The following is a 24,326-nucleotide window of genomic DNA, read 5'->3' on the forward strand; positions in this document are numbered from 1 at the left end:
TTACAATCATGTCCGGCCACATAGCTCACTGAATTACATGTCGCCAGTTGAATATGCAAAACAGGCCGCATAAAGTAACCAAATCTCATCAAGGGATTAGTACTAACTCAGGGGAAAGGTCATTCGCAGTACTTTCCTGATTGATACCGATGGCAAACTGATTCATGAGTGGCGTAATGTGAAAGTTAAACAGCATCTTGATGAAGTGCTGGAAGTGGTTAAAAGCCTCTAATGTAAAAACGAAAGATAACAACGCATCATTTTTAACAATTTTCTATTTCGTAAGACACCGCATTACTCAGTGCGGTGTCTTTTTTGCTTCAACTGGACTCTACTAATTTTGCTCAGGCTGGTTTCAGATCAAATGCTATGCAGATCCGTTCCTCATCCGAAGTAAAGGGGATAGTGCGGTGAAATACTGAAGATGGAAACATGACAATATCCCCAACTTCCGGTGCAATCGTTTTGCTGGGGAAATTGTCATGTTGTTTGGGATAGTCATCACCATGCGTACTCAGTTCAATACTGCCCTCGTCCGGGTGACTTTTTTGTTTGGGCAAAGCCAGATAAAGCGCGCCACTTACCCAGCCTTCTTCATGAATATGTGATGTCAAATGCCCGCCGGTTTTCATTTTCACGTACCAGGAACTGGCAAATACCGTTTGCTTAGGAAAGCTTTTGGCAAAAATACCGGTTTCACCTTTGAGCGTTTGTCGATAATCATCGATAGCCCGGGCGACAAGTTTGGCAATTTGCTGAAAACTGGCTTCCGAACGTTTAAACAGATTTCCGGCAGATTGCACTCCATTATGCAAGCGGCCCTGACTTTTCTCTTCAATATCGGCCTGCTCGATGTCAGCCAGCAATTGTTTCAATAATTCGCTATCACCTTTTAATTCCGGAACCTGAACGTGGCAAACCAGATCCAGAGGATTTTTACAAAAATTATAGTCATTGACTGTGCCAAAATTTTCAGCGTAATGCCCTGCCAATGTCGCGAGAAATGGTGAATTGTGCCGGGCTTTTTTCAGTTGATCCAAACCCTGTTTGAATTCATCAAAACAGCCGGTTTTATAGAGACAATACAATGAGCGTTCCTGCCAGTCAGCATATTGAGAGCGCTGAAAATACTGCAATGCCTGTGCTAAATCGCCACTATCGTATAAATAGACTGCCAAACTGTAGTTTGCCAAAGGCAAACTGGGGTCGAGCTCTAATGCACATTTGTAGGCGGCCACTGACTCCTCGTAACGCCCTTGATCACGTAATACTTCACCAATATTGCTATGTACCTCAGCATAATCTGGCTTAAGCTCTAAAGCCTGATTATAGATAGTGATCGCTTCAGCCAGTTTTCCCTGATTTTTGACTGCTGTGGCCAGATTGAAATACAACTTGGCATCTTTGGAAATCGTCAACGCTCTCTGATAAACCGCTACAGCTTCATCTAACCTCCCTTGTTCTTGCAAACAAACGCCTAGATTAGCAATAGCTTCGAGAAAGTTTGGTTGTTGTTCAATCGCTTTTTGATAGTACTCCCCCGCTTGTGCAAAACGGTTTTGGGATTGCAATGCATAGCCCAGGTTATATAAGGCATCCGTGAGCTCTGGTTTCAATCTCAGTACTTTTTTATAACTATTAATGGCTTCATCAACCCGGTTAAGGTTGGTCAGCAAAATCCCCATATTGAAGTATATCTCGGGTACATTAGGGTCAATTTCAGTTGCTTTGCGAAAAATGCTGACGGCATCTTTGTATTTGTTTTGGGCCGCCAAAGCATTGCCATACAGATTTAAAACCGGAAAAGATCGCGGGTAGGATTTCAGTAATTTTTTGGCTGCAGATTCAGCAAAGCCGACCTGTCCCGTATTCAAGGCATGGATAATAGATTGTAAATCGGCCTGTCCCGGCGTTGGGCTTGGCTGTGGGTGCTTCATAGTGGTTCATCCAATAAATCAGGAGGTATTTCCTGCAATTTACAGGACTAATTCCTATATGCGCAAGATATCTTCCTGAAATTTTATTGCTGTGTATAACTCAAGTTGACCATTGAACCTTCAGGACACTATTAAAGTCTGCTTAGCATTCGTTTACAAAGGATTTATCAAACTTCATGGATACACTTACCCAGGCACTACTTGGTGGCGCAGTTGGTTACTGCGTAGCAGGACGTAAAGCTCCGCGAGCCTCTGTTTTATACGGAGCAGCTTTAGCCATTTTACCCGATTTGGATGTTTTCATTCCTTACGCCAATGATTTGGACGCGATGACCCTGCACCGCAGTTGGAGTCATTCATGGATTGTGCAAAGTTTACTCGCCCCTCTAGTGGCCTGGTTAATAAGTAAAGCGGATCGTCGATTAACCTTCTCATGTTGGCTGACTCTGATTTGGCTGGCCTGGGTCACCCATAGCGGACTCGATGCCATGACCGTTTATGGGACACAATTATTCTGGCCATTTATGCCACCACCTGTCTCGATTGGTAGTGTGTTTATCATCGATCCGTTATACAGTCTGCCGCTTGCCACGGGTTTTCTGGCGATACTGATCGCTGCAAGGCAAAAATGGAGTCAGCTGATCATGCTGGGTGGATTAATCTTTAGCACAAGCTATCTTCTCTGGAGTGTGGGTGCGCAATTCTGGATAACACAACAAACGCAACAAGCCTTATCAACACAACAGATTCAATATGAACATCTGAAAATCACTCCAGCCCCGTTAAATACGCTGTTATGGCGAATCGTGGTTATTGACAATGACGTGTATTACGAAGCGTTTCGCTCGGTATTTGATGGCGATGCGCCCATTGAATTTGCCCGATTTCAGCGAGGCACGAAACTTCAGGACATGCTTTCCGACCAAACCTCTATTGAGCGCATAAGCTGGTTTACCCGAGATAATTTTAAACTTGAACTCTTCAACGACAGTCTTATAGCAACTGATTTACGTATGGGCATGGAGCCCAATTATTTCTTTCGTTTTCAACTTGCCGAAATTCGCGATGGCGAGGCGATGACTTTAGTCCCGCATCAGTTGAAGATGCCACGCAATGTCAAGGCAGGATTGCATTGGGTCTGGCAGCGTATATGGACACCACGGCCAGGTCCGCTGATGGTCAGTGAAACACTGAATAATTAGACTCTGGAGCAGTCAACCTCTCACCTGCTGATTGCTGACAGTTATTTCAAAGAAGATGGCAGAGGAATTTTGATGGTGACTCGCAGCCCTTTTGTCGTACCATTTTCAATGTTCAGTTGCCCTTTAAAACGTCTGACAATCGCATCCACTATGGCCAGCCCCAAACCACTTCCATCACTGTGATGCCCGTGGACAAACCGTCGAGTAAGTTCAGTAAGCAGTTTTTCGGACACGCCCGGGCCCTCGTCTTCGACTGTCCAGCATAAGTGGTGCTCATCCAAGATCACTGACAGGGTCACCACGCTATTCTCTGGAGCATGGCGGATGGCATTTTCCAGCAGATTCCGTAACGCAGCTGATAAGAGTATGGCGGAAGCCTGAACCTTTTCATCCACCTCTTCATTGCAGCGTAATGTGACGTGATGTTGTCTTGCCAGATGTTGCACGTCACTTAATGCCATATTGTTAATTTCAGCAACGGGTAAACAGGTACTTTCGGCTAATTGACTGTCCCCTTCGACCCTGGCCAGTAATAACAACTGATCCAGAGTGCGTTGTAATCGGTCCGTAGCTTTTTCAGCCTGCAGCAGGGCATGCATGGCCTGTCCACCCTGCGTTAACCTGGCAACCTGTAGCTGAGTTTTAATGCCCGCTAATGGTGTACGTAACTCATGTGCCACATCACCGGTAAATCGCCGCTCGCGCAGCAACGATTGCTGCATGCGTTGCAGCAAACGATTGATCTCATCCACCAGCGGACGTACTTCAGCAGGACGTTGCTCCCAAACCAAAGCCGTGAGATCTTCAGTATTACGTCTTGCCATATTCTGACTCAGGCTGTGTAGTGGTTTAAAACCATGCAATATGCCAAACCAGACCACGGCCAGTGTTCCTGCCAAACTGATAAAAAAAGGTACTCCGGCGGCAATAACCACCGAACGCATTAATGTATCTCTGGTTTCCAGTCGCTCAGCGGTGGTAATGGTTAATCCTGCTTGAGACAGATTAAACACCCGCCAAGGCTCACCATCCTGCATACGATTTTGATAACCCTGCACAGTGGTGGTCAGAGCACTTTCCGGCGCATCATGTGAAACAGCAATAATATCCCCGGCCACGTTAGCGACCTTGCAAGCTAATGTAGCAGGTAAATCCGGATTTTGAGCCGGATCAAATAATGCATTGCGCTGACCACCATTCACCAAGGGATCCAAGTCATACTGCGACATCAAAGACATCAGCATCTTGGCAGAAGCCGCCAGGCGATTGTCCAATGTATTTTGCATTTCTTTCTGCACGCTCAGCAGCAGCCATGGTGCCAATAACAGCCACATCAACAACACGGAAATACCAATACGCCAAAGTAACTGCCAGCGTAAATAATCTTTGGCTTTAGCGGGATTCATTCACCGCTCCCAATCGATAGCCCATGCCCCGTACTGTTTCAATCCATTCATCGCCGAGTTTACGGCGTAAGTTATGAATATGAACAGCTACAGCGTTACTTTCGATACCTTCTGCCCAACCATATAAGCGATCTTGTAATTGTGCAGCCGTAACCACCCTTCCCGGCTGCTGTAACAATGATTCCAATACCGTGATTTCACGACGTGACAAATTTAAAGGCTTATTATTCAAAGTAACTTGTAATGTAGCCGGATCAAACTGCAAATTGCCATGCTGAATGGTCTGCGTGGAGCGACCAGCTGCCCTACGGCTAAGTGAATGCAGGCGAGCAGCAAGTTCGGTCAAGTCAAAGGGCTTGCTCATATAGTCATCTGCACCAGCCTGCAAGCCACTTACCCGGTCAGGAACCGCATCACGTGCGGTTAAAATTAATACCGGTAAATTATTACCACGCTCGCGCCAACGGCTGAGCAAATGCATACCATCTTCATCTGGTAGTCCGAGATCCAATACCACAGCATCAAAACTTGCCGTAGCCATGGCTGTTTCAGCACCTCCGGCATTTCTGACCCACTCGGCCTGAATGCCCAATGCGGTCAGTCCGGCCTGGATGCCCTCGCCCATTAATGCATCGTCTTCCACAATCAGTACGTACATTGCCCACTACCCGAAATAAAAACAACATAGTCATTTATTTGAATTAAGACAACGTTAACATTCTCTTAATTTTGTCGCTTCACTCTAAGCAGGGTCTGTTTCTTTCAGAGGCGGCTCTGAAAGATAAATAGACACTGAAAGAAAAACTGATTAAGTATCGTCGCTGCAGTCAGTCACCCCAACCCAACAATTAACACGAGAAGCTATTTATGTGGCTGGTCCGTTACGCCTTAACCCGACCCTATTCTGTAGCAGCTTTAAGCTTGCTCATTTTTGCAGCCGGGCTTATCAGTTATATGAGACTGCCAGTGGATGTTCTGCCAAGTGTGAATATTCCATCAATAAAAGTAGTTTGGACATACAACGGTCTCAATACCAATGAAATGGCATCGAAAATCACCACTTTCAGTGAAGTGGCGATTATGAATAACGTTGATAACCTTAAGGAAATACGATCTCAAACCCTTAATGGCGTATCGGTTATTCATATCGATTTTCATCCTGAAGTCGATATTGCAAACGCGATGGCACAGGTAACGGGCGTGTCACAAACCATTCGACGAAGAATGCCGGAAGGTACTTCCCCGCCTTTAGTAGCGGAATACAACCAATCCAGCACCCCCATTATTCAACTGGTTATGTCTTCGGACACTCTGACGGATGGTCAATTGGCTGACTTTGCCCGTTTACAGTTGCGTGGCATGGTGCAATCCATTAATGGTATTCGTATGACACTGCCTTACGGTGGTGCCACAAGACAAATTATGGTGGATCTGGATCCCGAGGCGTTATTCGCTCAAGGCTTAACCGCTAGTGATGTGACCCGTGCGATTAATGAGCAAAACCTCACGCTGCCCTCAGGGAGCATTCGTGAAGCACAGAATGAACTGCAAATCACGGTAAACGCCAGTCCACAAGCCGTGGCCGACTTTGAAGACCTGCCCATTCGTTCCCGCGATGGCGAGCTCATATTACTGAGAGATGTGGCAGATGTGCGTGATGGCACGGCTTTGCAGACAAATATTGCAAGGGTAAACGGCGAAAATGCAGTGATGGTCTCGCTGATAAAACTCGGTGGTGCATCCACCGTGGACATTATAAATGAGTTAATGGAGCGCTTACCTTCGATTCAGGCTGCTGCCCCTGAAGGCATTACCATTTCACCTATTTTCGATCAGTCAGTGTTTGTCAGTACGGCCCTGCATCATATCGAGATGGAAATTATTATTGTCGGCTCTTTGGTCGCGTTAATGGTTTTACTATTTCTGGGCTCATCACGCGCCACGCTAATCGTACTGACCTCGATACCGCTCTCCTTGCTGACAGCAGTGTTTGTCTTAAATCTCACAGGCAATACGCTGAATCTGATGAGTCTCGGCGGACTGGCATTAGCGATCGGTATTCTGGTCGATAATGCCTTGGTGGAAATCGAAAATATCAAACGACATTTGGCTGATGGAATGGAACCCAGCCGTGCCATTCTCACCAGTGCCAGTGAAGTCGCCTTTCCGGAATTTGTTTCCACCCTCTCCACCTGTATTGTCTTTTCACCGATATTTTTATTAACCGGTGTTGCAGGCTTTATTTTCCAGCCTATGGCGATTGTGGTCATAGCTTGTTTGGCCGCCTCGTACTTATTATCTCGAACCGTTGTACCGACTCTGGCAAAGTTATTACTGGGCAATGAAAAAGTATTAAGCAAACAGTCTAAAAATCCTTTGGTACATTTACATCTTGGACTGGAGCAACGCCTGCACAAGGGCCAACAACATTTGCAAAATACAATTGGCCGACTGCAACGACATGTGTTGATTGCACCGCTGATAGGTATTGTGATTGTGACGGCTGCCGGCTTTGCCTTACAAGAGATTGGCCGCGATTTCTTTCCCAAAACTGATGCGGGCTTGATGCGCTTTTACATGCGGGTGGATACCGGTTCACGAATCGAACAGACAGCCGAGAAATTTGCCCAAATTCAGCAGGAAATACGCAAAATCATTCCAGAAGATGAGCTGGATTTTGTGTTTGAAAATATTGGTATGCCAGACTCGATAAACCGTGCCTGGATAGAAAGTTTTACCATTGGTACTTACGATGGTGAGTTGCAAATCCAATTGGCTAAAGGCCATCAGCCGAGCAGTCAATATGAGTCGGCCATCCGGCAAATGCTCAAAGAGAAATTCCCCGAAGTGACGTTATTCTCACAAGCGGCAGATACCACTAATCAAACGCTTTCCGGCAGCACGCCAACCGCATTGGACGTCAGGTTTACTGGACGTAATTTGCCCGCCAGCATTGCCAAGGCCGAAACCCTGATTGAAAAAATGCAAAATGTCGAAGGCGCAGTGGATATCGGCTTTCAACAGGTCTTTGCATTGCCTGAATACTACGTCAATCTGGATCGCAAACGGGCGGCAGAACTAGGCGTGACGACTCAGGCAGCGATAAACAGCCTGCTGGGCGCATTGGGTTCGGCAGGCACTGTCTCCCCAAGTTTTTGGTCAGATCCGGTGTTTGGTTTTTCTTATGAAGTACAAACCCGTACACCTTTACACAAATTAAGCAGTACGGATGATTTGATGAATCTGCAGGTGCAAACGGACGATCCCGATATCACCGTACCTCTGGCCAGTATCGCCAGTATTACCCCTCGCAATGTCGCGGGCAGCATTGGTCGAACGATGCTCAAACCTACGGTAAACGTGTTAATCAATACCGAAAACACCGACTTGGGCTCGGTTTATCAGGCCACGCAGCAGATTGTGGATGAACTGAAACAAGACATGGTTCCAGGCAATGATATTGAAATCATGGGTCAGGCCGCCGCCATGGATGAAGCTTATCAAGATCTGTTATTTGGCTTCTTACTGGCTATATTCTTTATCTACATCATCATGCTGTTTAACTTTGCCTCATGGATATTGCCTTTGGTCGCTTTATCCGGCGCACCTATAGCCATTTCGGGTGCCATTATTGGCTTAATGCTGACAGGCACTACCATCAGCGTGCCCGCGTTAATGGGGTTCATCATGGTCATTGGCGTATCGACGGCCAATAGCGTTTTGGTGACAACATTTGCCCGTGATCAATGGGTGGCCGGTAAATCGGCATTTGAAGCCGCTCGCGAAGCTGCATCGACACGGCTGAGACCAGTCTTAATGACTGCCTTGACCATGATTATCGGTTTATTACCAATGGCCTTGGCGCTGGGCGAAGGCGGTGAACAAAATGCACCGCTGGCCCGAACCGTTATTGGCGGCTTGATGCTGGGCACATTTGCTTCCCTGTTTTTAGTGCCCTGGACTTTCAGCATGATCATGCAATTTATTAAACGTCCGCAGCCCGTGAAGCTGCCGGCTATTTGAGGAACTCACCATGTCAAATGTAACCAAGACAATTTTAGTTGCTGCAGTAATCGCTGTCCCTGCATGGTTTTTTATTCAACCTCAAAGCGAAGCGAATATGAAACAAGCAACAACCTCTAACACACCTGAAGTCCTTTCAGTACGTGTGGCTCAACCCAGGCCGTTGTCCGATTATCAACCTTTGGTTTTCAATGCCCGTATTGAGGCCATCGAGCAATCCGATATTTTTGCCCGTGCTGATGGTTATGTGGAAAGTCGCTATGTCGATATTGGTGATGCGGTGAAACAAGGTGATTTGTTAGCCAGGCTATCCTCGCCCGAATTGGAGCAGGAAATTCTGCAAGCCAAAGCGGAAATCAATCGACAAAAAGCCATGCTGGATTTAACCGAGAAAGTCGCCAAGCGTTACACCAATCTGCGCGATTCCGGTGCGGTAAACGCAACCGAGGTCGATGAGCGCGAAGCAGAGTTGGCTGTAGCCAAAGCGACCTTGGCAACTTATCAGGCCCGTCTGGAGCAGTTGGAAAATGAATTTGCCTACACCGAAATTGTCGCTCCCTTTGACGGTATTATCACCCGTCGACAGGCGGAACGTGGCAATCGTATTACCCGAAGTGATGTTACCCCATTATTCCGTATCAGTCGTAGCGATAAACTAAGAGTGATTGTGGATATACCACAGACGCAGTTATTTAGTATTGATCAGCAAAAACCTGCCCGGTTAACCTTGCCCGATATAGCCAATAAACAAATCGAAGTGCCTATTTCTCGTACTTCCGGTGAAGTTAATCGCGAAACTGGCACCATGCGGGTGGAATATCTATTAGACAACGCCGAGCTGGGTTTACCAGCCGGTTTAAGTGGTGAATTGGCGATCCAGGTGCAGAAAAAAGCCGAGGCAGTGCACATTCCTGTCAATGCGCTGAAAACCATTCAAGGCAAGCCATCAGTGATGCTGGTTAATGACGAGAGTCAGGTTGAAATCAAAACTGTGCGTGTAGGTCGGCTCGATAACAGTGAAGTTGAGATTTTATCGGGTCTTATCATTGATGACAGAGTAATTCTTAATCCTAATGCCAGATTGACTGAAGGCAAAAATGTGAGCGTGCTTGAGTAGTTAGCCGATGTGATGAGTTGCTAGGAGGCGTGATTGCAAATATTCGACGACCATTAATAACAAAGATATCGGCTATTTAATTTTTGTATGCATTATTCATTATTCGGTCCGTTTCATTAACTACTGTGCGATAACACTCACAAACACGTTTCTCTAAGCCAGCTCTATCCAAGACAGTTATTCTACCCCGGGAATAACGAATCAGTCCTTCTCGTTGGATTGCTCCAGCAGCCTCGGTCACGCCCTCGCGCCTTACACCGAGCATATTGGCAATAAGTTCCTGGGTCATATTTAGCTGATTATCTGGTAAACGATCAATATTCAATAACAGCCAACGGCATAACTGCTGACTGAGCGTGTGGTGACGATTACATACTGCGGTTTGGGAAATCTGCGCCATGAGAGTCTGTGCATAACAGAGCAGTAGATGTTGAAACGTTCCGCTGCGGGCAAATTCTTTCTTCAGAATGTGTCTTGAAAGGCGATATGCATATCCTGCACTTTGCACAACGGCCCAGTTACTAGAAATTTTAGTGCCCATAAACAAAGGTACACCGGCTATTCCTTCTTTTCCTATTAACCCCAGCTCAGTGGTCGCACCGTTTTCCATAACATGGAGCAGCGACACGATCATGGAGGTCGGGAAGTAAGCGTATTGAATTTGCTTGAAGGGAGCATAGATAGGGACTTCGAGAGACATTTCGACTAGTTGCAGATGCGGTAGTAAACGTACCCGTTCAGCTGGAGCCAATGCGGCTAATAGCTGGTTTTCAATTGGGTCGTGCTTTAAGCTCATAATTCTCGCCATATTGATTATGCTGAAAGGCGGTCTTTTTTGAGCTTTTTGGTAGCCACAACTTTTTATCGTTAGTGATTCAACTCAACAATCCTTTGGTATTTATTAACGCATAAACAATTGTCGGTTGTTTGTACGGATCCGCACATAACTCGTTTATCAATCACATTACACTTATTTCCTAAGCGTTATTGGTTTTAATGATTTAGATAAGCCAACTGAGCTAAAAATCATACACAGCAATAACCTATCCTCCCCAGCACCGAACGCTCTATAAAAGGAACTTCCATGATTAGCACCCAAATTATTTCTTGTGAATCTCCTGTTTTATTTAACAAACCCGTTATGAATAGTGATGAAACTAAACTTTTTCCGAAACTTTTTTATCAAGGAGGAACTGAATGATGGGATCAATGAATAGACGAGCTACCGATAAACAATTTATGGGTCAGGCCATCTCCCAAGAGAATGTTGAGAACTTTGGCTTTGGAGATTTAAAAAATTTGTGCGATGGCTTTCCGCTTGGAATTATCTTTTGTGACGATGAAAATCGTTGTCTCTATTCCAACCAGGCGTACCATAAAATAACAGGCTGTGATGCCCAAAAATTACTGGGACAAACCTGGTATCACAATGTGTATGCAGAAGACAGGCAAGAACTGAGTAGCAATTGGAAATCCTCTATAGAGAATCACACGTTTCTGCAGCAGGATGTTCGTTTGATCCGCGCCAATGGTCAGGTTATCTGGGTGCGTATTCGCGCCATGATAATGGAGGACTTGAGCCAACCCTCCTTTAACAGCAGTTTGCTTATGATTGAGGATATTTCAAAGAATCAAGCCATTCAAAATACTCTATCCGAGATGGAAAAAACCTTACTGGAAGAAAAGCAACGCAGCCTTATTACACTGGATCATATCGGTGATGGAGTTATTACCACCGATTTAGATGGCAATATTGTAACGATCAATCTTGAAGCCGAACACTTAACTGCATGGGATCGCGAGGAAGCTATCGGTAAACCCGCATCAATCGTGTTCAATGTCATAGATAGTGAAACACGGGAAAAAATCAATCCTGCCGCCATCGCTATCAACGAAAATCGATGTGTGGCTCTGTCTATTGGAAGCGTTTTAATCACGCATGATGGTACCGAAATTGAAATTGAAGACTCGGCTTATCCGCTGCATAACCAGCAAAACGAAATGATTGGTGCCGCGATTATCTTTCACCATGTTTCCAAATCATCCACAATGATTGAAAAGACCAGTCGCTTAGCCTGGTATGACCATCTAACCGGTTTACCTAATCTTGCGATGTTCAACGAATGCATATCGCAATCCATTAGCATGGCCACACGGCATTCCAAACGCATTGCATTGCTATTTCTCGATATGGATGATTTCAAAGCGGTCAATGATACTTTTGGTCATCTATTTGGAGACAAAATATTACAATCCGTTGCACTTCGTCTCACCACATGTATACGCGCTTCAGACATAGTTTGTCGTCGTAGTGGCGATGAGTTTCTAATCTTGCTTGGCGAAATAGAACGGGCTGAAGACGCTATTCTGGTTGCTCAGGAAATTCTCAAATCTATTTCAGCCCCACACAAGATCCAAGGTGTGACAATATTGGTTTCTGCCAGCATTGGTATTAGCGTTTTTCCTGAAGATGCTCAGAATGTCACTTCATTGATGAAATATGCCGACACTGCCATGTACGTCGCTAAACAAAGTGGACCAAATCAATATTATTGTACAAATGGTAGTCTCAATGAAAAGAATGAGAGTCATTGAAGGGATACAAGCGACTAACATTTAAGTAAAAATCGCTGTGAATAAAGAGCAGGGATTAACTTTTTATGGTGTTGTCAGTTTATTCGAGATGAATGGTGCGGTCGTCATTACTTAATATACCTTCGGATAAAATCTGTTAAAAACATGATACAGGTGAAATAAACTTACCAACGCATTCCAGTCGCCCAGCTGAACCAGAGGGCGGCTGGGATCATGCTCAGTAAAGTGATGGGCACACCAACCCGCATAAAATCCATAAAGCCAAGTTTTATTCCCTGACTGGCAGCACGTTCGGCAACAATGATATTGGCCAGACTGCCGGTTAATAGAAGATTCCCGGCCAGCGTTGAAAATAACGCAAGTCCTTGTAAGGTCGTGACTGAAAGGTTTTCGGTCACGCCCAGCAGCAACATGACAGCTGGTACATTGCCAATCGTATTGCTGGCAATTAGTGAAAATGGAATTAATACGGCCAACCTATCCGGCAACCAGCCCAGCGTTTCCAGATAACTCACCGCTGAGCCTGTCATCGGTAAAGCGCTAAAAGCGGCTGTCACCACAAATAACGACGCAATTAATACCAATAACGGCAAATCGACCTCGCTCAGTAATCTCTCGGTTTTAATCACCCGGCCGAGTAATAAAAACAACACCACACCTAACGCTATCTGATAACGATAGTCAGAAAATAAAATCAGCAAGCCAATGAGCCCCAATGTAGCCAGCAGGCTTTTAATCAATAACCAGCGGTCTGCTGAATGCGTTTCTTGCCAGTAGTGAACGTTGGTGGCTTGTTGTAACTGATGTTGCCATACCCGGTAAACCACCATATAAACCACACCAAGAGCAATCAGCACCGGGATGATAGTCAGCAGAAAATAGGTATGAATAGAAAGCTCTCCCACACTTCCGATGAGAATATTTTGTGGGTTACCGATCAGACTGACGGCCGAACCGGCATTGGCAGCTCCGGCCAACCCGAGCAAATATGGTCGTGGATCCAACCCCTGGCGTGTTAAGGCCAGACACAATACCGGAGTAAACGCGAACACCACGATATCATTCACCAGAACCATCGACAGCACACCGCTACTGAGCACCACCCCGGCTAATAAGAGTTTGGGTCGATCAGCGCGGTAACTTAACCATTGGCTCAACACATTAAAGCTATTGGCTGCAGCAAAATGGGCCGCTAATAACATTAAAACAAACAGCATTAATAAGGTTGGAAACTCAATGATTTCCGCTAATGCGTTTACTTTTACGACCCCCACAGCCACCAATGCGAATGCCCCGGCCATGGCAATACCCGTGCGGTCGGCACTCAGGCCCGGTAATTTGCCAACCGCCATCACGTAATAAACGATTAAAAAAACGGTTAACACCACAATCTCTATTAATGGCATTTTGCTTCCTTCGAGCCTTATGCAGCCAGCATCCACACATTATGTCGTTCGCCTGGCAAGCTTATTATTTATCGCCATCATTTTTGTTTCAATGAATTGTGATAAAAGTCGTTCGCCTGCTTAGTTGACCGATAACACTTCTTTCCAATTGGTCGTATAACTCGGGCTTTTGCTGTCCTGCTTCATGGCCCAGGGGCGTTTAAATCCCTGTCTAGCCAGCCTTAACGTCTCTCTTCCCATGCTGCCATTAATGACATCCATCACAATCATTAACTGATCGGACTTAACACTATCCTCTTGCGCAGCAAACATATCCGGTTGATATCCATTTTTAGGTTGAATAGCTGTGAGCATCACGCCTGCTTTGGCATAGTAAAAACCAGGACGATATATCTGCTGCAACGCCATCAATGCGCTCTTTGTCAGCACTCGAGTGTCATCCGTTGCATTGGGCAAAGGCACGGTATAGCTGTTGCTGTAAAAGTTCTTGCCGGTGCGATAACGGCTGGTTTGGATATAAACATGCACCATCCCAGCTACCGATTGCTGTTGACGCAGCTTGACGGCTGCCCGGCTAATATAAAAACTGACAGCTTCAGTGAGGCTATGAATATCCGTCACTGGAATACCAAAACTTCGAGAGTTAATGATCTGTTTTTTGGCGAGGCCCGGTTCTTCCAGCTCAATACAGGCAATACCGTTCAGTTCTCGAATAGTTTTTTCAATTACGACACTGTAAACACGACGCAACGTATCAGGATTGGCCTGTTTTAAATCCAGCGCAGTGTGAATGTTGCGATCATTCTTTAGTTTAGCGGCCAGTTTACGACCAATACCCCATACATTCTGAACCTCTAAGCTGGATAACAAACGGTTTAATTGCGTCGAATTGAGCTGGTTAAAGTTGCATACACCGGCAAACTCAGCATTTTTCTTGGCACAGTGATTGGCAAGTTTAGCGAGCGTTTTACTGGCACCAATCCCCACACTGACGGGCAGTCCAGTTGACTTTCCGATCCGCAGGCGGATTTGTTGGCCGTAATCCAGTAAATCTATCCGTTTAAAACTACTGAGATCTAGAAAACATTCGTCGATCGAATAGATTTCCTGCTCCAGTGAAAACTGATTCAGAATCCGCATCACCCGATTACTCATATCCGCATATAAAGCATAATTGGACGACAGAGCAGTAATATCATGCTGTTTGGCAAAGTCTTTATACTTAAACCATGATGCGCCCATTGGAATATCATCTTTGGCTTCGTTGCTTCTGGAAATCACACAGCCATCATTATTACTGAGCACCACCACTGGCTTACCAACTAATTTCGGATTAAATACCCGCTCGCAGGACACATAGAAGTTATTGACGTCAATTAGGGCGATACTGCGTGACATTATTTGAACCGCCGAAAAGAACCTGTGACCACACCCCATATTTCAAACTGCATTTCCTCCTTGATTTCAATCGGCCGATATTCACCTGACTGATTGGCGGGCAATAATCGTGGCCTACCCTGCGGCGTTTTAGCCAATAGCTTAATCGTAAACTCACCATCAACGACCGCCAGCACAATATCACCCACATGGGCATTTTTGGAACGATCCACCACCGCTTTGTCACCAGGTAGTAACCCACTATCAATCATTGAATAACCTTGAATGGTGACAAAAAACGTGGCCTCTTCATCATCAATCAGAAACTCATTGGGGTCCAACCTTCTTTCGACATGTTCATCGGCAGGTGAAGGAAAGCCAGCCGCGACTTTAGTACCGAACAGGGGCCAATCGCGTTTGGCAGGCACAACAGCAGGTCGCTCAAAAACGCTGGGCTGCTCCTGCTGTGGAATAGATTGACCACGGCGATAGGCTGCCAAAAAGTCGGCAATCACCGGTTTCTGACTTTCAGGAATGCGCATGACCGTGGTGGGTTCTTTGATCACCGTGCCTTTTTTACGCCCGGCACCGGGGCGGCGGCCACCATGAGAATTTGAACGGGTTGTCATAGATTACTTGATTAATTGAAACAGTTAATCAAGTGTACGAATCACTTCCCTAACAGGCAAGGAAAAATTCACTAGCTAAACAGCAACACACTCCAGATAAGCCCTATCAACACAGTGATAAAAATCGATGCGCCGATTTTGTGTTCTTCAAATATGTTTTGCGCCTGATTGCCAAAAAGACAGACCAGCAATCCCAGTCCAAAATAACGTATTCCCCGAGAGATAATGGTTGCCAGCATATACAACAAAAATGCATATCCCGTCGCGCCTGCCGCTAACATGGCAATCTGGAATGGAATCGGCGTAATACCGACGCTTAATACATACCAGAAACCATGCAAGTGGATTTGCTGGCGAATCGATTCAAACTGTTCTGGTGTAGAGAGCATGGCGATTAATTGATCACCCAACAGATCAAACACAAAAAATCCCAGCCCATATCCCAGCGCGGCACCGATTCCGCAGCCGAGTAATGCCATTGCACTAATCGCCCACAGCTTTTCCCGGCGCGCCTGCATCAAGGGGATAAGAATCGCTTCCAGCGGTATGGGCACAATCAGTGACTCCATAAAAGAAGCAAATGCGACGCCCCAAAGCATGTGCTTTGAATTCACCAATCGAGCACCCAACTGTTTGAATCTGTTCAAACTGATTTCTTTCCTTATTCAAGGTCAGTATGCTCAATATAAAACACACTGGACACGCCATAGCCGACATGAAAAATTCCGCTTATCCTCATTGAAATTGGTGCGTCTGTAAATAACGATGACTTTTTGCTACTACCTCGCTGTAACTCAAAATCCAGGCAGGAGAGATAAATGAATTACCACTTGATGTTATTGATAACCACCCTGCTATGGCTGCCCGCAGTGTACAGCGAAACATTAGTTGAAGCCGGCGCTGCAATACAGGTCACCGATGCACCCGCGGATCAAGCAATCAAAAACCGGTTAAGCGAGATTCTCAATGTTATAGAAAGTTATCAAGATGTTGAAATTACGGTAGAGGCTGGCGTGGTCAGTCTTAGCGGTAGTGTCGCCAGTGCCCGCGCCGGACGTGATCTGGTTGCACTGGCGAGTCGGGTCGAAGGCGTTATTTATGTGCAGAATCGACTCAACGAGCAAATGGATATCGCCACTCGCGTGCAACCCACTACGCAAAAAGTCCAGGAAATGATTTCCTCACTCATCCGCAGCCTGCCAATCGTATTGGTCGCCATCATCACTATTATTATTTTTTGGCTGATTGGTCGCTGGGCCGGCAACCGCGGTGCCTGGCTGCATCGGCTTGGTCTTACCGAACTGGCAGCAGATTTGGGTGAACGGATTATTCGTATCCTGATCACCGGTATCGGTATTTTGCTGGCGTTACAGATCCTGGATGCTACCGCATTGGTGGGTGCTCTGCTTGGTGTCGCGGGTGTTTTCGGGCTGGCTGTCGGTTTCGCTTTTCGCAATATCGTGGAAAATTATCTGGCTGGTGTTTTACTCAGTGCCCGTAATCCTTTCAATATCGGCGATGCGATTCAGATTGGTGAATTTACCGGCAATGTCGTTCGTCTCACATCACGCGATACCGTATTGATGACAGGAGATGGCAATCATTTACGCATCCCCAACAGTACGATGATCACCTCGGTGATGACCAATTATTCACGTAATCCACTGCGTCGTTTTGAGTTTAAGCTGACTATCTCCGCCGATGTTGATCTCACCCAAACACGTCAATTGGGTTTGAGCATTCTGCAACAAATGCCCGGCTTATTGGCAGAACCGGCGCCCCAAGTGTTAATCAGTGATTTAAACAATAACATGGTCGAGCTGGATTTTATGGCGTGGATTAATCAGCATGAAAGCGATTTTGCCAAGGCACGTAGTGAAGCCATTCGCCTGGTAAAAAACGGATTCAGTGAAGCCAACATTACAATGTTGCCTCCTGTTCAGCGTATTCAGTTAACTAAGCCATATAGCAAACAAACGACAGAAACTGTCCCGATTCATCGCGCTGAAAAACCGGTTTATCAACAGTCTGACCCAGCCAGCGCAACCCCGGTGGATATCGCCACCGATCCTACGCTATCCAAACAGCTTGCACAGGAGATAAACACATCAACAGAAGAAAACTTACTTAAATAACAACTCATTAAATAACTTATCTCGAATAATTTTTAACTGACTATTTGTTCTATTAGACGTATTTTTTTCTGTTGCTGAGCCTGTCCGCTCTTGTTAGGATGGACTCAACTTACTGGCTTTCGCCAAGTTTCTAAGTTGTGCAATCTCTGCGTTTCAGACCTACACCTATATCACTCAGTATTAGGAGAAGTCATGACCGATAGACTCACTGTAGAATCCTTATCAGAGTTAACAGCATCACACGATGCGCCCTGTTTATCTCTTTATCAACCCACCCATCGCTCCACACCGGACAACCAGCAAGATCCCATCCGGTTTCGAAATTTACTCAAGCAACTGGATAAATCCTTGCAACAACGTTATTCCTCAACAGAAATTAAACAGCTGCTCGAACCCTTTGAAAAATTAGCTCGTGATCCCCTGTTTTGGAATTACAGCCAGGATGGCTTGGCTGTCTTTGCTGCACCCCATTTTTTCCGCGTCTATCGACTGCAGCAAACCATGCCAGAGTTAGCAATTGCTGCCGATAGTTTTCATATCAAACCGTTACGCCGCTTTTTACAGGCCATCGATCGTTATCAGGTATTAGCATTAAGTCGTGACAAATTCCGACTGTTTGAAGGTAATCGCGACACGCTGGACGAAATCTTTCTGCCGAAATCTATTCCGCACACCATTGATGAAGCGCTGGGCAACGATTTAACCGAATCCCGTCATTCGGTTTCTTCATACGGTGGTGTAGGCGCAATGCACCACGGTCACGGTGGCCGCAAAGAAGCTCTGGATGTGGATGACGAACGTTTTTTCCGCTTCGTTGATCGTCAAGTTTACGAACACTTTTCTAAAAAATCGCGGTTGCCACTGATTCTGGCGTCAGTCAAAGAGCATCATCATTTGTTTCATAAGATCAGCCACAACTCTTTGTTGATGGAACATGGTCTGACTGCGAATCCGGAAGGATTCAAGCTGGATGAATTACGCAAACGCATCTGGGAAATTGTCGAAACGCAACATCAACAGCGTCAATCAGAGCTGGCAGAAGCTTTTGCTGAGGCCAAAGCACATCAGCTGGGTGAAGATGATCTAAAACAAGTGGCGGCCGCCGCCGCTTGTGGACGAGTTGATACCTTGATCATTGAAGAAGGCCATCATATTGAAGGTAGACTGAACCCTGAGACAGGTATAGTAGAAACCGCCGAGCTCAGTCATCCCGAAGTTGATGATGTGTTGGATGATTTGGGTGAACTGGTAGAAAAAATGGGGGGTGAAGTCTGGATCATGCCTCCGGAACAAATGCCCGGCAAAACCGGCGTGGCAGCTATTTACCGACATTAATCGTGTGCAGAAAATCAGGAACGCTGCTGTTTTTTTAAGTCGCAGCGTTCCTCTTTTCTGATTAATTCAATGGATATTCGTGTTCGGCATAAAATTGCTGATAGACAATTTCAATCCGCAGCCTATCACCCGCCTCGATAAACTGTAATGGCTGACTGACATCCTCAATCCATTGCTGTGCCTGTTCGGCTTTAATAAAGCTGCATATATCGCCAATTGGCCAGTGAAAATATACTTCGCGTTGTTGTTTTTCAGCTAACACGTCTGGATCATTGGTATCGGGTAATGGAATATACGAACTGAAAATTTCTAAACCGCCCTGCTGTTCAGGATCACCAGCGTTATATTCCAGTGAGATATCCCAGCCACGCACCAATCCATTCTCAGCATCACCACGCTCAAAACTGAAACCGTACATTGCCAGAATATCCTCCTCGACTTCCGGCAATTTTTGCAATGCCTGCTGCACGGCTTTAATCGCGGTTTTGTCTTGCTCGGTAAGGTTTTCCAGACTAAGCAGCCAATCTCCCAACTGGATGGCGGCCTGGATAATGGGAGGATGGGTTTTGTCGAGCAAAATGTGTGACATAGGTGGACTATCAATAGTTAGAGCTGACACATCATATCAAACTGGGTTGAATAACCCCATGCAGGAGCTTAATCGCTAACAGGTGTGATTAAAAATTTCTATCACGTACAGATAAAATAACGTTCCCACGCCGGAGCGTGGGAACGGATATTACTGGGATTAGATAACTAAAAAATCAGCTTATTTTTTTGGCGTCTGCTTGCTTAATACCAAATCATTTTGTTTGAGATCTGTTTGCTGACTATCAACAAAGCTGGTAGCCAAATGGTCTGCTTTTTTGTGTTCAAACTCTTTCGTTTCAGCCACAGCGACACTCACCGAACTGGCCAGACTCAAGGCACTGATTGAGAGAAATGTATTTAATCTGTTCATCGGGTAACTCCTTTAGCTCAAAATCACAGTTTCAGTTATAGACCTGGCAAACTGAACTTTGGCTGAACAAACTTAAGAAGTTAACGGTTTAATTATTGATGATCATCATCATCAACCAGTGTGGCATTCCCATGCAGCTGCATGGGAATGCTATCCCACCTTATTATTCAGTGTTTGGTGTGACACGCCAAATCGTATTACCCACATCATCTGCAACCAATAAACCACCCTGGTTATCGACAACAACTCCCACTGGACGTCCCATGGCGTCACCCTTGCCATCAACGAACCCAGTTAAAACATCCTGTGGTTTACCAGACGGTTCGCCATTAGAGAAAGGCACAAAAATCACTTTGTAACCGCTTAATGGCTTTCTATTCCATGAACCATGCTGACCTATAAAAGCACCATGTTGATATTTCTCAGCCAGTAAATCCGCTTCATAAAATGCCAGACCAAGTGAGGCAGTATGCGCACCAAGCGCATAATCCGGTTTAATGGCTTTTTCCACTAAATCAGGGCGTTGCGGTTCAACACGCTCATCAACATGTTGACCATAATAACTGTAAGGCCAGCCATAAAATCCGCCTTCCTGTACCGAGGTCATATAATCCGGCACCAAGTCACTACCTATTTCATCGCGTTCATTTACCGTGGTCCACAGTTCACCACTATCGGGATGCCAGGCCAAGCCATTGGGATTGCGTAACCCCGAGGCATACAGACGTTTTTCACCGGTTTCCGGATTAACCTCCAAAATTGCGGCACGGTTTTCTTCAACTTCCATGCCGTACTCAGCGACATTACTATTTGAACCAACTGTGGCATAAAGCAAAGTGCCATCTTCATTGGCAATAATATTTTTGGTCCAATGATGATTGATTGGCCCGCCAGGTAAATCCGTTACATGCTCGGGTTCGGCAGTAATTTGAGTCTGCCCTTCTTCATAGGGAAAACGTACGATGGCATCGGCATTGGCAACATAGAAATCATTACCAATCAGCTCCATACCAAACGGTGAATATAAATCTTCAAGGAACACATGGCGGGTCTCGGCAACGCCATCTCCGTCTTCATCGCGTAACAAGGTAATGCGATCTGCACTGGGTACCGCAGCCCCTGCTTTTTTCATTACCAGGCCTTTGATCCAATCTTTAATGCCCGTGTCAGGTTTCTCGCTTTTCGGGCCATTGCTTTCAGCCACCAGCACATCACCGTTGGGTAAAACATATAACCAACGAGGATGATCCAAATCCATGGCAAACCGATTCACGCTAAGCCCTTCGGCTGCCAGCGGTTTACCATCAATAGGCCAGCCCACTGCAGGGGCGATATTCAATGTTGGGATTAAGGTTTTGGCGGGTGCGGTCAATACCGGGTCCGGACCAAAATCCGATTGCGGAGGAATTTTAGCGGTATCACCACAGCCATGTAGACTAACAGTCAAGACGCCAATAGCGGCGCTGAACAGATAAGGATGCTGCATATTGTTACTCCTGAATTAAATTGTAACCAAGCTTTTTCTGACCGGGATTAATACCTGAGTCTAACAAGCTTCATAGAAAGTTCGGCTTGCTCTGAGTTAAAGGCGATTAAAGTTATTCTCTTTATAGTGATTTCAGCGTTCATGATGTGACAGCGGAATATTTCATTAACGATGTTGTCACAGCATCAAGAACGTTTTATTTCACTCAATGGAGGTTGCATGCAAATTCAGGTGAATACTGATCGTCATATTCCTGGCGACGATACGCTGACTGAATCTATTCGTGAGGAACTACAGCATTCTCTCAAACGATTCGATGACCACGTCACTCGTATAGAAGTACATTTAAGTGATCAAAACAGTGAAAACCGAGGCGGTGCCGATGATATCCGCTGCCTGATCGAAGCCCGAATAGAAGGCCACCAACCCAATGTGGTCACCCATGACGCCGCGACCATCAAACAAGCGTTTACCGGTGCGATAGATAAAATGAAACGTGTACTGACCACCACGATTGAGCGGATGCAGTCGCACTAAACTCTGCTCTTCTGGTCGGCTTACTGGTTCCCACGGTCCTCCGTGGGAATCAACTTTCACACGGAATTGCCATGGGAACAAACCTAAAAAAGTGGTCCAGCTCTCCCTGCTTCTCGTATATTTCGGGTAAAGTCTGCAAACATTGTTTCGGATAAGGAAAGGACATGGAGTCAATCAGTATCGCGTTTTCGATTTTTCTCAGTAGCTCACCAGTAGGGTGTAGCTACGTGTTTTCGATGTAGGTGGCGAGATTATTTTGTTTTTCCCCATGTGAACGGTAAGCTACCCGATACTACGTTCTTAATTCGCATCATCGGGCAATATAATGAATAACAAGTTAGTTTTAGCAATTGGATTGGTTTTGCTCATCGGCGTTATTGTGCTGGCAGCAAATTTAATCAGTGATCCATCAACACCCTCTTTAGCGACCGAACAACAGCAACCATTGGATGAAGTGTCTATTGAAGAAGGCTTTTTGGAAGCTGAAAAATTAATTAACTCTCGTGCTCCCATCAAAATTGATGATGAAACTCGTCTGAATAAAGCCTTGGCGGGCCCGGGTGATTTGATGACGTATTTTTATTCATTGACCAATGTCACTGTGAACAATGTAAATCCGACGGAGGTACTGGAAGATATCAAACCCAAATTGCTTGCGAGCCTGTGCAGCAACCCGGATATGCAGCCCGTGTTAGAAGCTGGTGCCAGACTGGTTTACGTGTATTCCGATAAGAATGGTCAGGATGTGGGCCGTATTGAAGTGGTGTCGGCAGACTGCTAGCTCTTCCATAAGCTAATAATGAAGTTTATTTCCCGATACGAGAGTTCCTATGATCATGTGTGGAACGACTGTCTTGTTGATGAGTCAGTATGTGATTAATAAAGCGTAATTTTCATAATTACTGATAGCTATTAATGTTTAATCATGTGCATTATCGCTCTTAATCTTTCTTAAGGATTTGATGGTCATGTCTAAATACAAAAAAGCAGCAGAAGTAGTTGAAAAACTGACCCCTGAACAACATTACGTCACCCAGCAATGTGGCACTGAGCCGCCGTTTGACAATGCCTATTGGGACAATCACGAAGCCGGACTTTATGTGGATGTCGTCTCCGGTGAGCCATTGTTTGCATCAGTTGATAAGTTTGATAGCGGAACTGGCTGGCCAAGTTTTACCCGTCCTGTTCAAACTGAGAACATTAATGAAAACTTTGACGACAGCCTGGGCATGCGCCGTGTTGAAGTGCGTTCTGTTCATGGCGACAGTCACTTAGGTCATGTGTTCCCTGATGGCCCGGAAGAAGCCGGAGGCATGCGTTATTGCATCAACTCTGCCTCTCTACGATTTATTCCCGTTGAAGAGCTTGAAACTGAAGGCTATGGCGAATTTAGAAACCTTTTTTCAGAAACATCTGGAGAGGCAAAATGAGCGAGACAAAAACCGAACGTGCCGTACTGGCTGGTGGCTGCTTCTGGGGTATGCAGGATTTACTTCGTAAATTACCAGGCGTTATCTCGTCGCGGGTCGGCTATACCGGTGGCGATATTCCAAATGCCACTTATCCAAACCACGGTACACATGCCGAAGCAATTGAAATTATCTTTGATCCCGAACAGATTAGCTTCCGACAGTTACTCGAATCCTTCTTTCAGATCCACGACCCGACCACACCAAATCAACAAGGTAACGATCGAGGCATGAGTTATCGCTCTGCGATTTATTACACCAGCGATGAACAGGCTGAGATTGCTAAACAGACTATTGAAGAGATCAATCAATCAGGGTTATGGCCCGGCAAAGTCGTCACAGAAGTGGAACCCGTCGGTGATTTCTGGGAAGCCGAACCCGAACATCAGGATTATCTGCAACATTATCCAACCGGCTACACCTGTCATTACATTCGGCCGGGTTGGAAATTGCCGAAAAGCTGAGTCACATTCCCACGCAGGAGCGTGGAAACGAGATTGCATCTCCACCATTCTAGTTCCCACGGTCCTCCGTGGGAACCTCAGCCAGTTATCTCAATTTTACCATTCATAACAAATCTCCAATAGACCATCCATTCCTGCATAATTTCTTGCACTGGAATAGCGCCAATGAATAGCTTCGTCCACGTAGCCACCTTTGACTGGGTTATGATGAATATAATCAATTTTTTGACACATCATTGTCTCACCC

At 45.7% G+C, this 24,326-nt stretch carries 22 protein-coding genes; 10 read left to right on the forward strand and 12 right to left on the reverse strand.

What is annotated here, in order from left to right:
- Window positions 1-344: 344 nt before the first annotated feature.
- Entirely contained in the window at window positions 345-1,937 is a 1,593-nt protein-coding gene (locus LGT40_RS10240) for a tetratricopeptide repeat protein (protein ID WP_226070574.1), read from the reverse strand.
- Window positions 1,938-2,113: 176 nt separating this feature from the next.
- Here LGT40_RS10240 and LGT40_RS10245 point away from each other — a divergent pair, with 176 nt between their 5' ends.
- Window positions 2,114-3,139, forward strand: coding sequence for a metal-dependent hydrolase (locus LGT40_RS10245; protein ID WP_226070576.1), 1,026 nt, complete (start codon window positions 2,114-2,116; stop codon window positions 3,137-3,139).
- Between the two features lie 41 nt (window positions 3,140-3,180).
- On the opposite strand, the gene LGT40_RS10250 is transcribed toward LGT40_RS10245, so the two are convergent.
- Both LGT40_RS10250 and LGT40_RS10255 read right to left on the reverse strand, forming a co-directional pair.
- Window positions 3,181-4,545: an ATP-binding protein gene (locus tag LGT40_RS10250; protein ID WP_226070578.1), complete on the reverse strand. Its 1,365-nt coding sequence runs from the start codon at window positions 4,543-4,545 to the stop codon at window positions 3,181-3,183.
- Window positions 4,532-5,203 carry a response regulator gene (locus LGT40_RS10255; protein WP_226070580.1) on the reverse strand — a complete coding sequence of 224 codons (672 nt, stop codon included), beginning with the start codon at window positions 5,201-5,203 and terminating at the stop codon, window positions 4,532-4,534. The genes LGT40_RS10250 and LGT40_RS10255 overlap by 14 nt, the downstream gene beginning before the upstream one ends.
- A 209-nt stretch (window positions 5,204-5,412) precedes the next feature.
- On the opposite strand from LGT40_RS10255, the gene LGT40_RS10260 reads away from it, so the two are divergent.
- Together LGT40_RS10260 and LGT40_RS10265 are read left to right on the forward strand one after the other, a co-directional pair.
- Window positions 5,413-8,568: an efflux RND transporter permease subunit gene (locus LGT40_RS10260; RefSeq protein WP_226070582.1), complete on the forward strand. Its 3,156-nt coding sequence runs from the start codon at window positions 5,413-5,415 to the stop codon at window positions 8,566-8,568.
- A 10-nt stretch (window positions 8,569-8,578) separates the two neighbouring features.
- The gene (locus LGT40_RS10265) at window positions 8,579-9,685 is read left to right on the forward strand and encodes an efflux RND transporter periplasmic adaptor subunit (RefSeq protein ID WP_226070583.1); all 1,107 of its coding nucleotides are present in this window, start codon (window positions 8,579-8,581) and stop codon (window positions 9,683-9,685) included.
- 76 nt (window positions 9,686-9,761) lie between these two features.
- Here LGT40_RS10265 and LGT40_RS10270 read toward each other — a convergent pair whose 3' ends face one another.
- On the reverse strand, window positions 9,762-10,481 hold the full coding sequence (locus LGT40_RS10270; protein ID WP_226070585.1) for a Crp/Fnr family transcriptional regulator: 720 nt from the start codon (window positions 10,479-10,481) through the stop codon (window positions 9,762-9,764).
- A gap of 401 nt (window positions 10,482-10,882) precedes the next feature.
- Here LGT40_RS10270 and LGT40_RS10275 point away from each other — a divergent pair, with 401 nt between their 5' ends.
- The gene (locus tag LGT40_RS10275; RefSeq protein WP_226070587.1) at window positions 10,883-12,280 is read left to right on the forward strand and encodes a diguanylate cyclase domain-containing protein; all 1,398 of its coding nucleotides are present in this window, start codon (window positions 10,883-10,885) and stop codon (window positions 12,278-12,280) included.
- A 164-nt stretch (window positions 12,281-12,444) separates the two neighbouring features.
- On the opposite strand, the gene LGT40_RS10280 is transcribed toward LGT40_RS10275, so the two are convergent.
- From LGT40_RS10280 to LGT40_RS10295, 4 genes are all read right to left on the reverse strand, one after another.
- Window positions 12,445-13,686 (reverse strand): SLC13 family permease, encoded by a 1,242-nt coding sequence (locus tag LGT40_RS10280; RefSeq protein WP_226070588.1) that lies wholly within the window; start codon window positions 13,684-13,686, stop codon window positions 12,445-12,447.
- Window positions 13,687-13,806: 120 nt separating this feature from the next.
- The gene (locus LGT40_RS10285; protein WP_226070590.1) at window positions 13,807-15,084 is read right to left on the reverse strand and encodes a Y-family DNA polymerase; all 1,278 of its coding nucleotides are present in this window, start codon (window positions 15,082-15,084) and stop codon (window positions 13,807-13,809) included.
- Entirely contained in the window at window positions 15,084-15,692 is a 609-nt protein-coding gene (locus tag LGT40_RS10290) for a LexA family protein (protein ID WP_226070592.1), read from the reverse strand. Before LGT40_RS10290 ends, LGT40_RS10285 begins: the two co-directional genes overlap by 1 nt.
- A gap of 71 nt (window positions 15,693-15,763) precedes the next feature.
- Window positions 15,764-16,339, reverse strand: a complete 576-nt coding sequence (locus tag LGT40_RS10295) for a YqaA family protein (RefSeq protein ID WP_226070594.1) — start codon at window positions 16,337-16,339, stop codon at window positions 15,764-15,766.
- A 171-nt stretch (window positions 16,340-16,510) separates the two neighbouring features.
- Here LGT40_RS10295 and LGT40_RS10300 point away from each other — a divergent pair, with 171 nt between their 5' ends.
- Complete coding sequence (locus LGT40_RS10300; RefSeq protein WP_226070596.1) at window positions 16,511-17,827, forward strand: mechanosensitive ion channel family protein; 1,317 nt, start codon at window positions 16,511-16,513, stop codon at window positions 17,825-17,827.
- Window positions 17,828-18,019: 192 nt separating this feature from the next.
- Entirely contained in the window at window positions 18,020-19,162 is a 1,143-nt protein-coding gene (locus LGT40_RS10305) for a baeRF3 domain-containing protein (RefSeq protein WP_226070598.1), read from the forward strand.
- Window positions 19,163-19,223: 61 nt separating this feature from the next.
- Here LGT40_RS10305 and LGT40_RS10310 read toward each other — a convergent pair whose 3' ends face one another.
- The 3 genes from LGT40_RS10310 to LGT40_RS10320 form a co-directional block, all read right to left on the reverse strand.
- A complete protein-coding gene (locus tag LGT40_RS10310; protein ID WP_226070600.1) occupies window positions 19,224-19,781 on the reverse strand; it encodes a hypothetical protein in 558 nt (185 codons plus the stop codon).
- Between the two features lie 150 nt (window positions 19,782-19,931).
- Window positions 19,932-20,123: a hypothetical protein gene (locus LGT40_RS10315; RefSeq protein ID WP_226070602.1), complete on the reverse strand. Its 192-nt coding sequence runs from the start codon at window positions 20,121-20,123 to the stop codon at window positions 19,932-19,934.
- A gap of 163 nt (window positions 20,124-20,286) precedes the next feature.
- On the reverse strand, window positions 20,287-21,609 hold the full coding sequence (locus tag LGT40_RS10320) for a PQQ-dependent sugar dehydrogenase (protein WP_226070604.1): 1,323 nt from the start codon (window positions 21,607-21,609) through the stop codon (window positions 20,287-20,289).
- 219 nt (window positions 21,610-21,828) lie between these two features.
- Here LGT40_RS10320 and LGT40_RS10325 point away from each other — a divergent pair, with 219 nt between their 5' ends.
- The 4 genes from LGT40_RS10325 to msrA all read left to right on the forward strand — a co-directional run bounded on the left by LGT40_RS10325 (window position 21,829) and on the right by msrA (window position 24,079).
- On the forward strand, window positions 21,829-22,146 hold the full coding sequence (locus LGT40_RS10325) for an HPF/RaiA family ribosome-associated protein (protein WP_226070606.1): 318 nt from the start codon (window positions 21,829-21,831) through the stop codon (window positions 22,144-22,146).
- Window positions 22,147-22,471: 325 nt separating this feature from the next.
- On the forward strand, window positions 22,472-22,927 hold the full coding sequence (locus tag LGT40_RS10330; RefSeq protein ID WP_226070608.1) for a hypothetical protein: 456 nt from the start codon (window positions 22,472-22,474) through the stop codon (window positions 22,925-22,927).
- A 187-nt stretch (window positions 22,928-23,114) separates the two neighbouring features.
- Window positions 23,115-23,576 (forward strand): peptide-methionine (R)-S-oxide reductase MsrB, encoded by a 462-nt coding sequence (gene msrB, locus LGT40_RS10335; RefSeq protein WP_226070610.1) that lies wholly within the window; start codon window positions 23,115-23,117, stop codon window positions 23,574-23,576.
- Window positions 23,573-24,079, forward strand: coding sequence for a peptide-methionine (S)-S-oxide reductase MsrA (gene msrA / locus LGT40_RS10340; RefSeq protein WP_226070612.1), 507 nt, complete (start codon window positions 23,573-23,575; stop codon window positions 24,077-24,079). Before msrB ends, msrA begins: the two co-directional genes overlap by 4 nt.
- A gap of 96 nt (window positions 24,080-24,175) precedes the next feature.
- On the opposite strand, the gene LGT40_RS10345 is transcribed toward msrA, so the two are convergent.
- Window positions 24,176-24,316 (reverse strand): hypothetical protein, encoded by a 141-nt coding sequence (locus LGT40_RS10345; RefSeq protein ID WP_226070615.1) that lies wholly within the window; start codon window positions 24,314-24,316, stop codon window positions 24,176-24,178.
- Window positions 24,317-24,326: the final 10 nt, after the last annotated feature.

It is taken from the genome of Methylophaga pinxianii, assembly GCF_020447225.1.
Taxonomy (GTDB): domain Bacteria; phylum Pseudomonadota; class Gammaproteobacteria; order Nitrosococcales; family Methylophagaceae; genus Methylophaga; species Methylophaga pinxianii.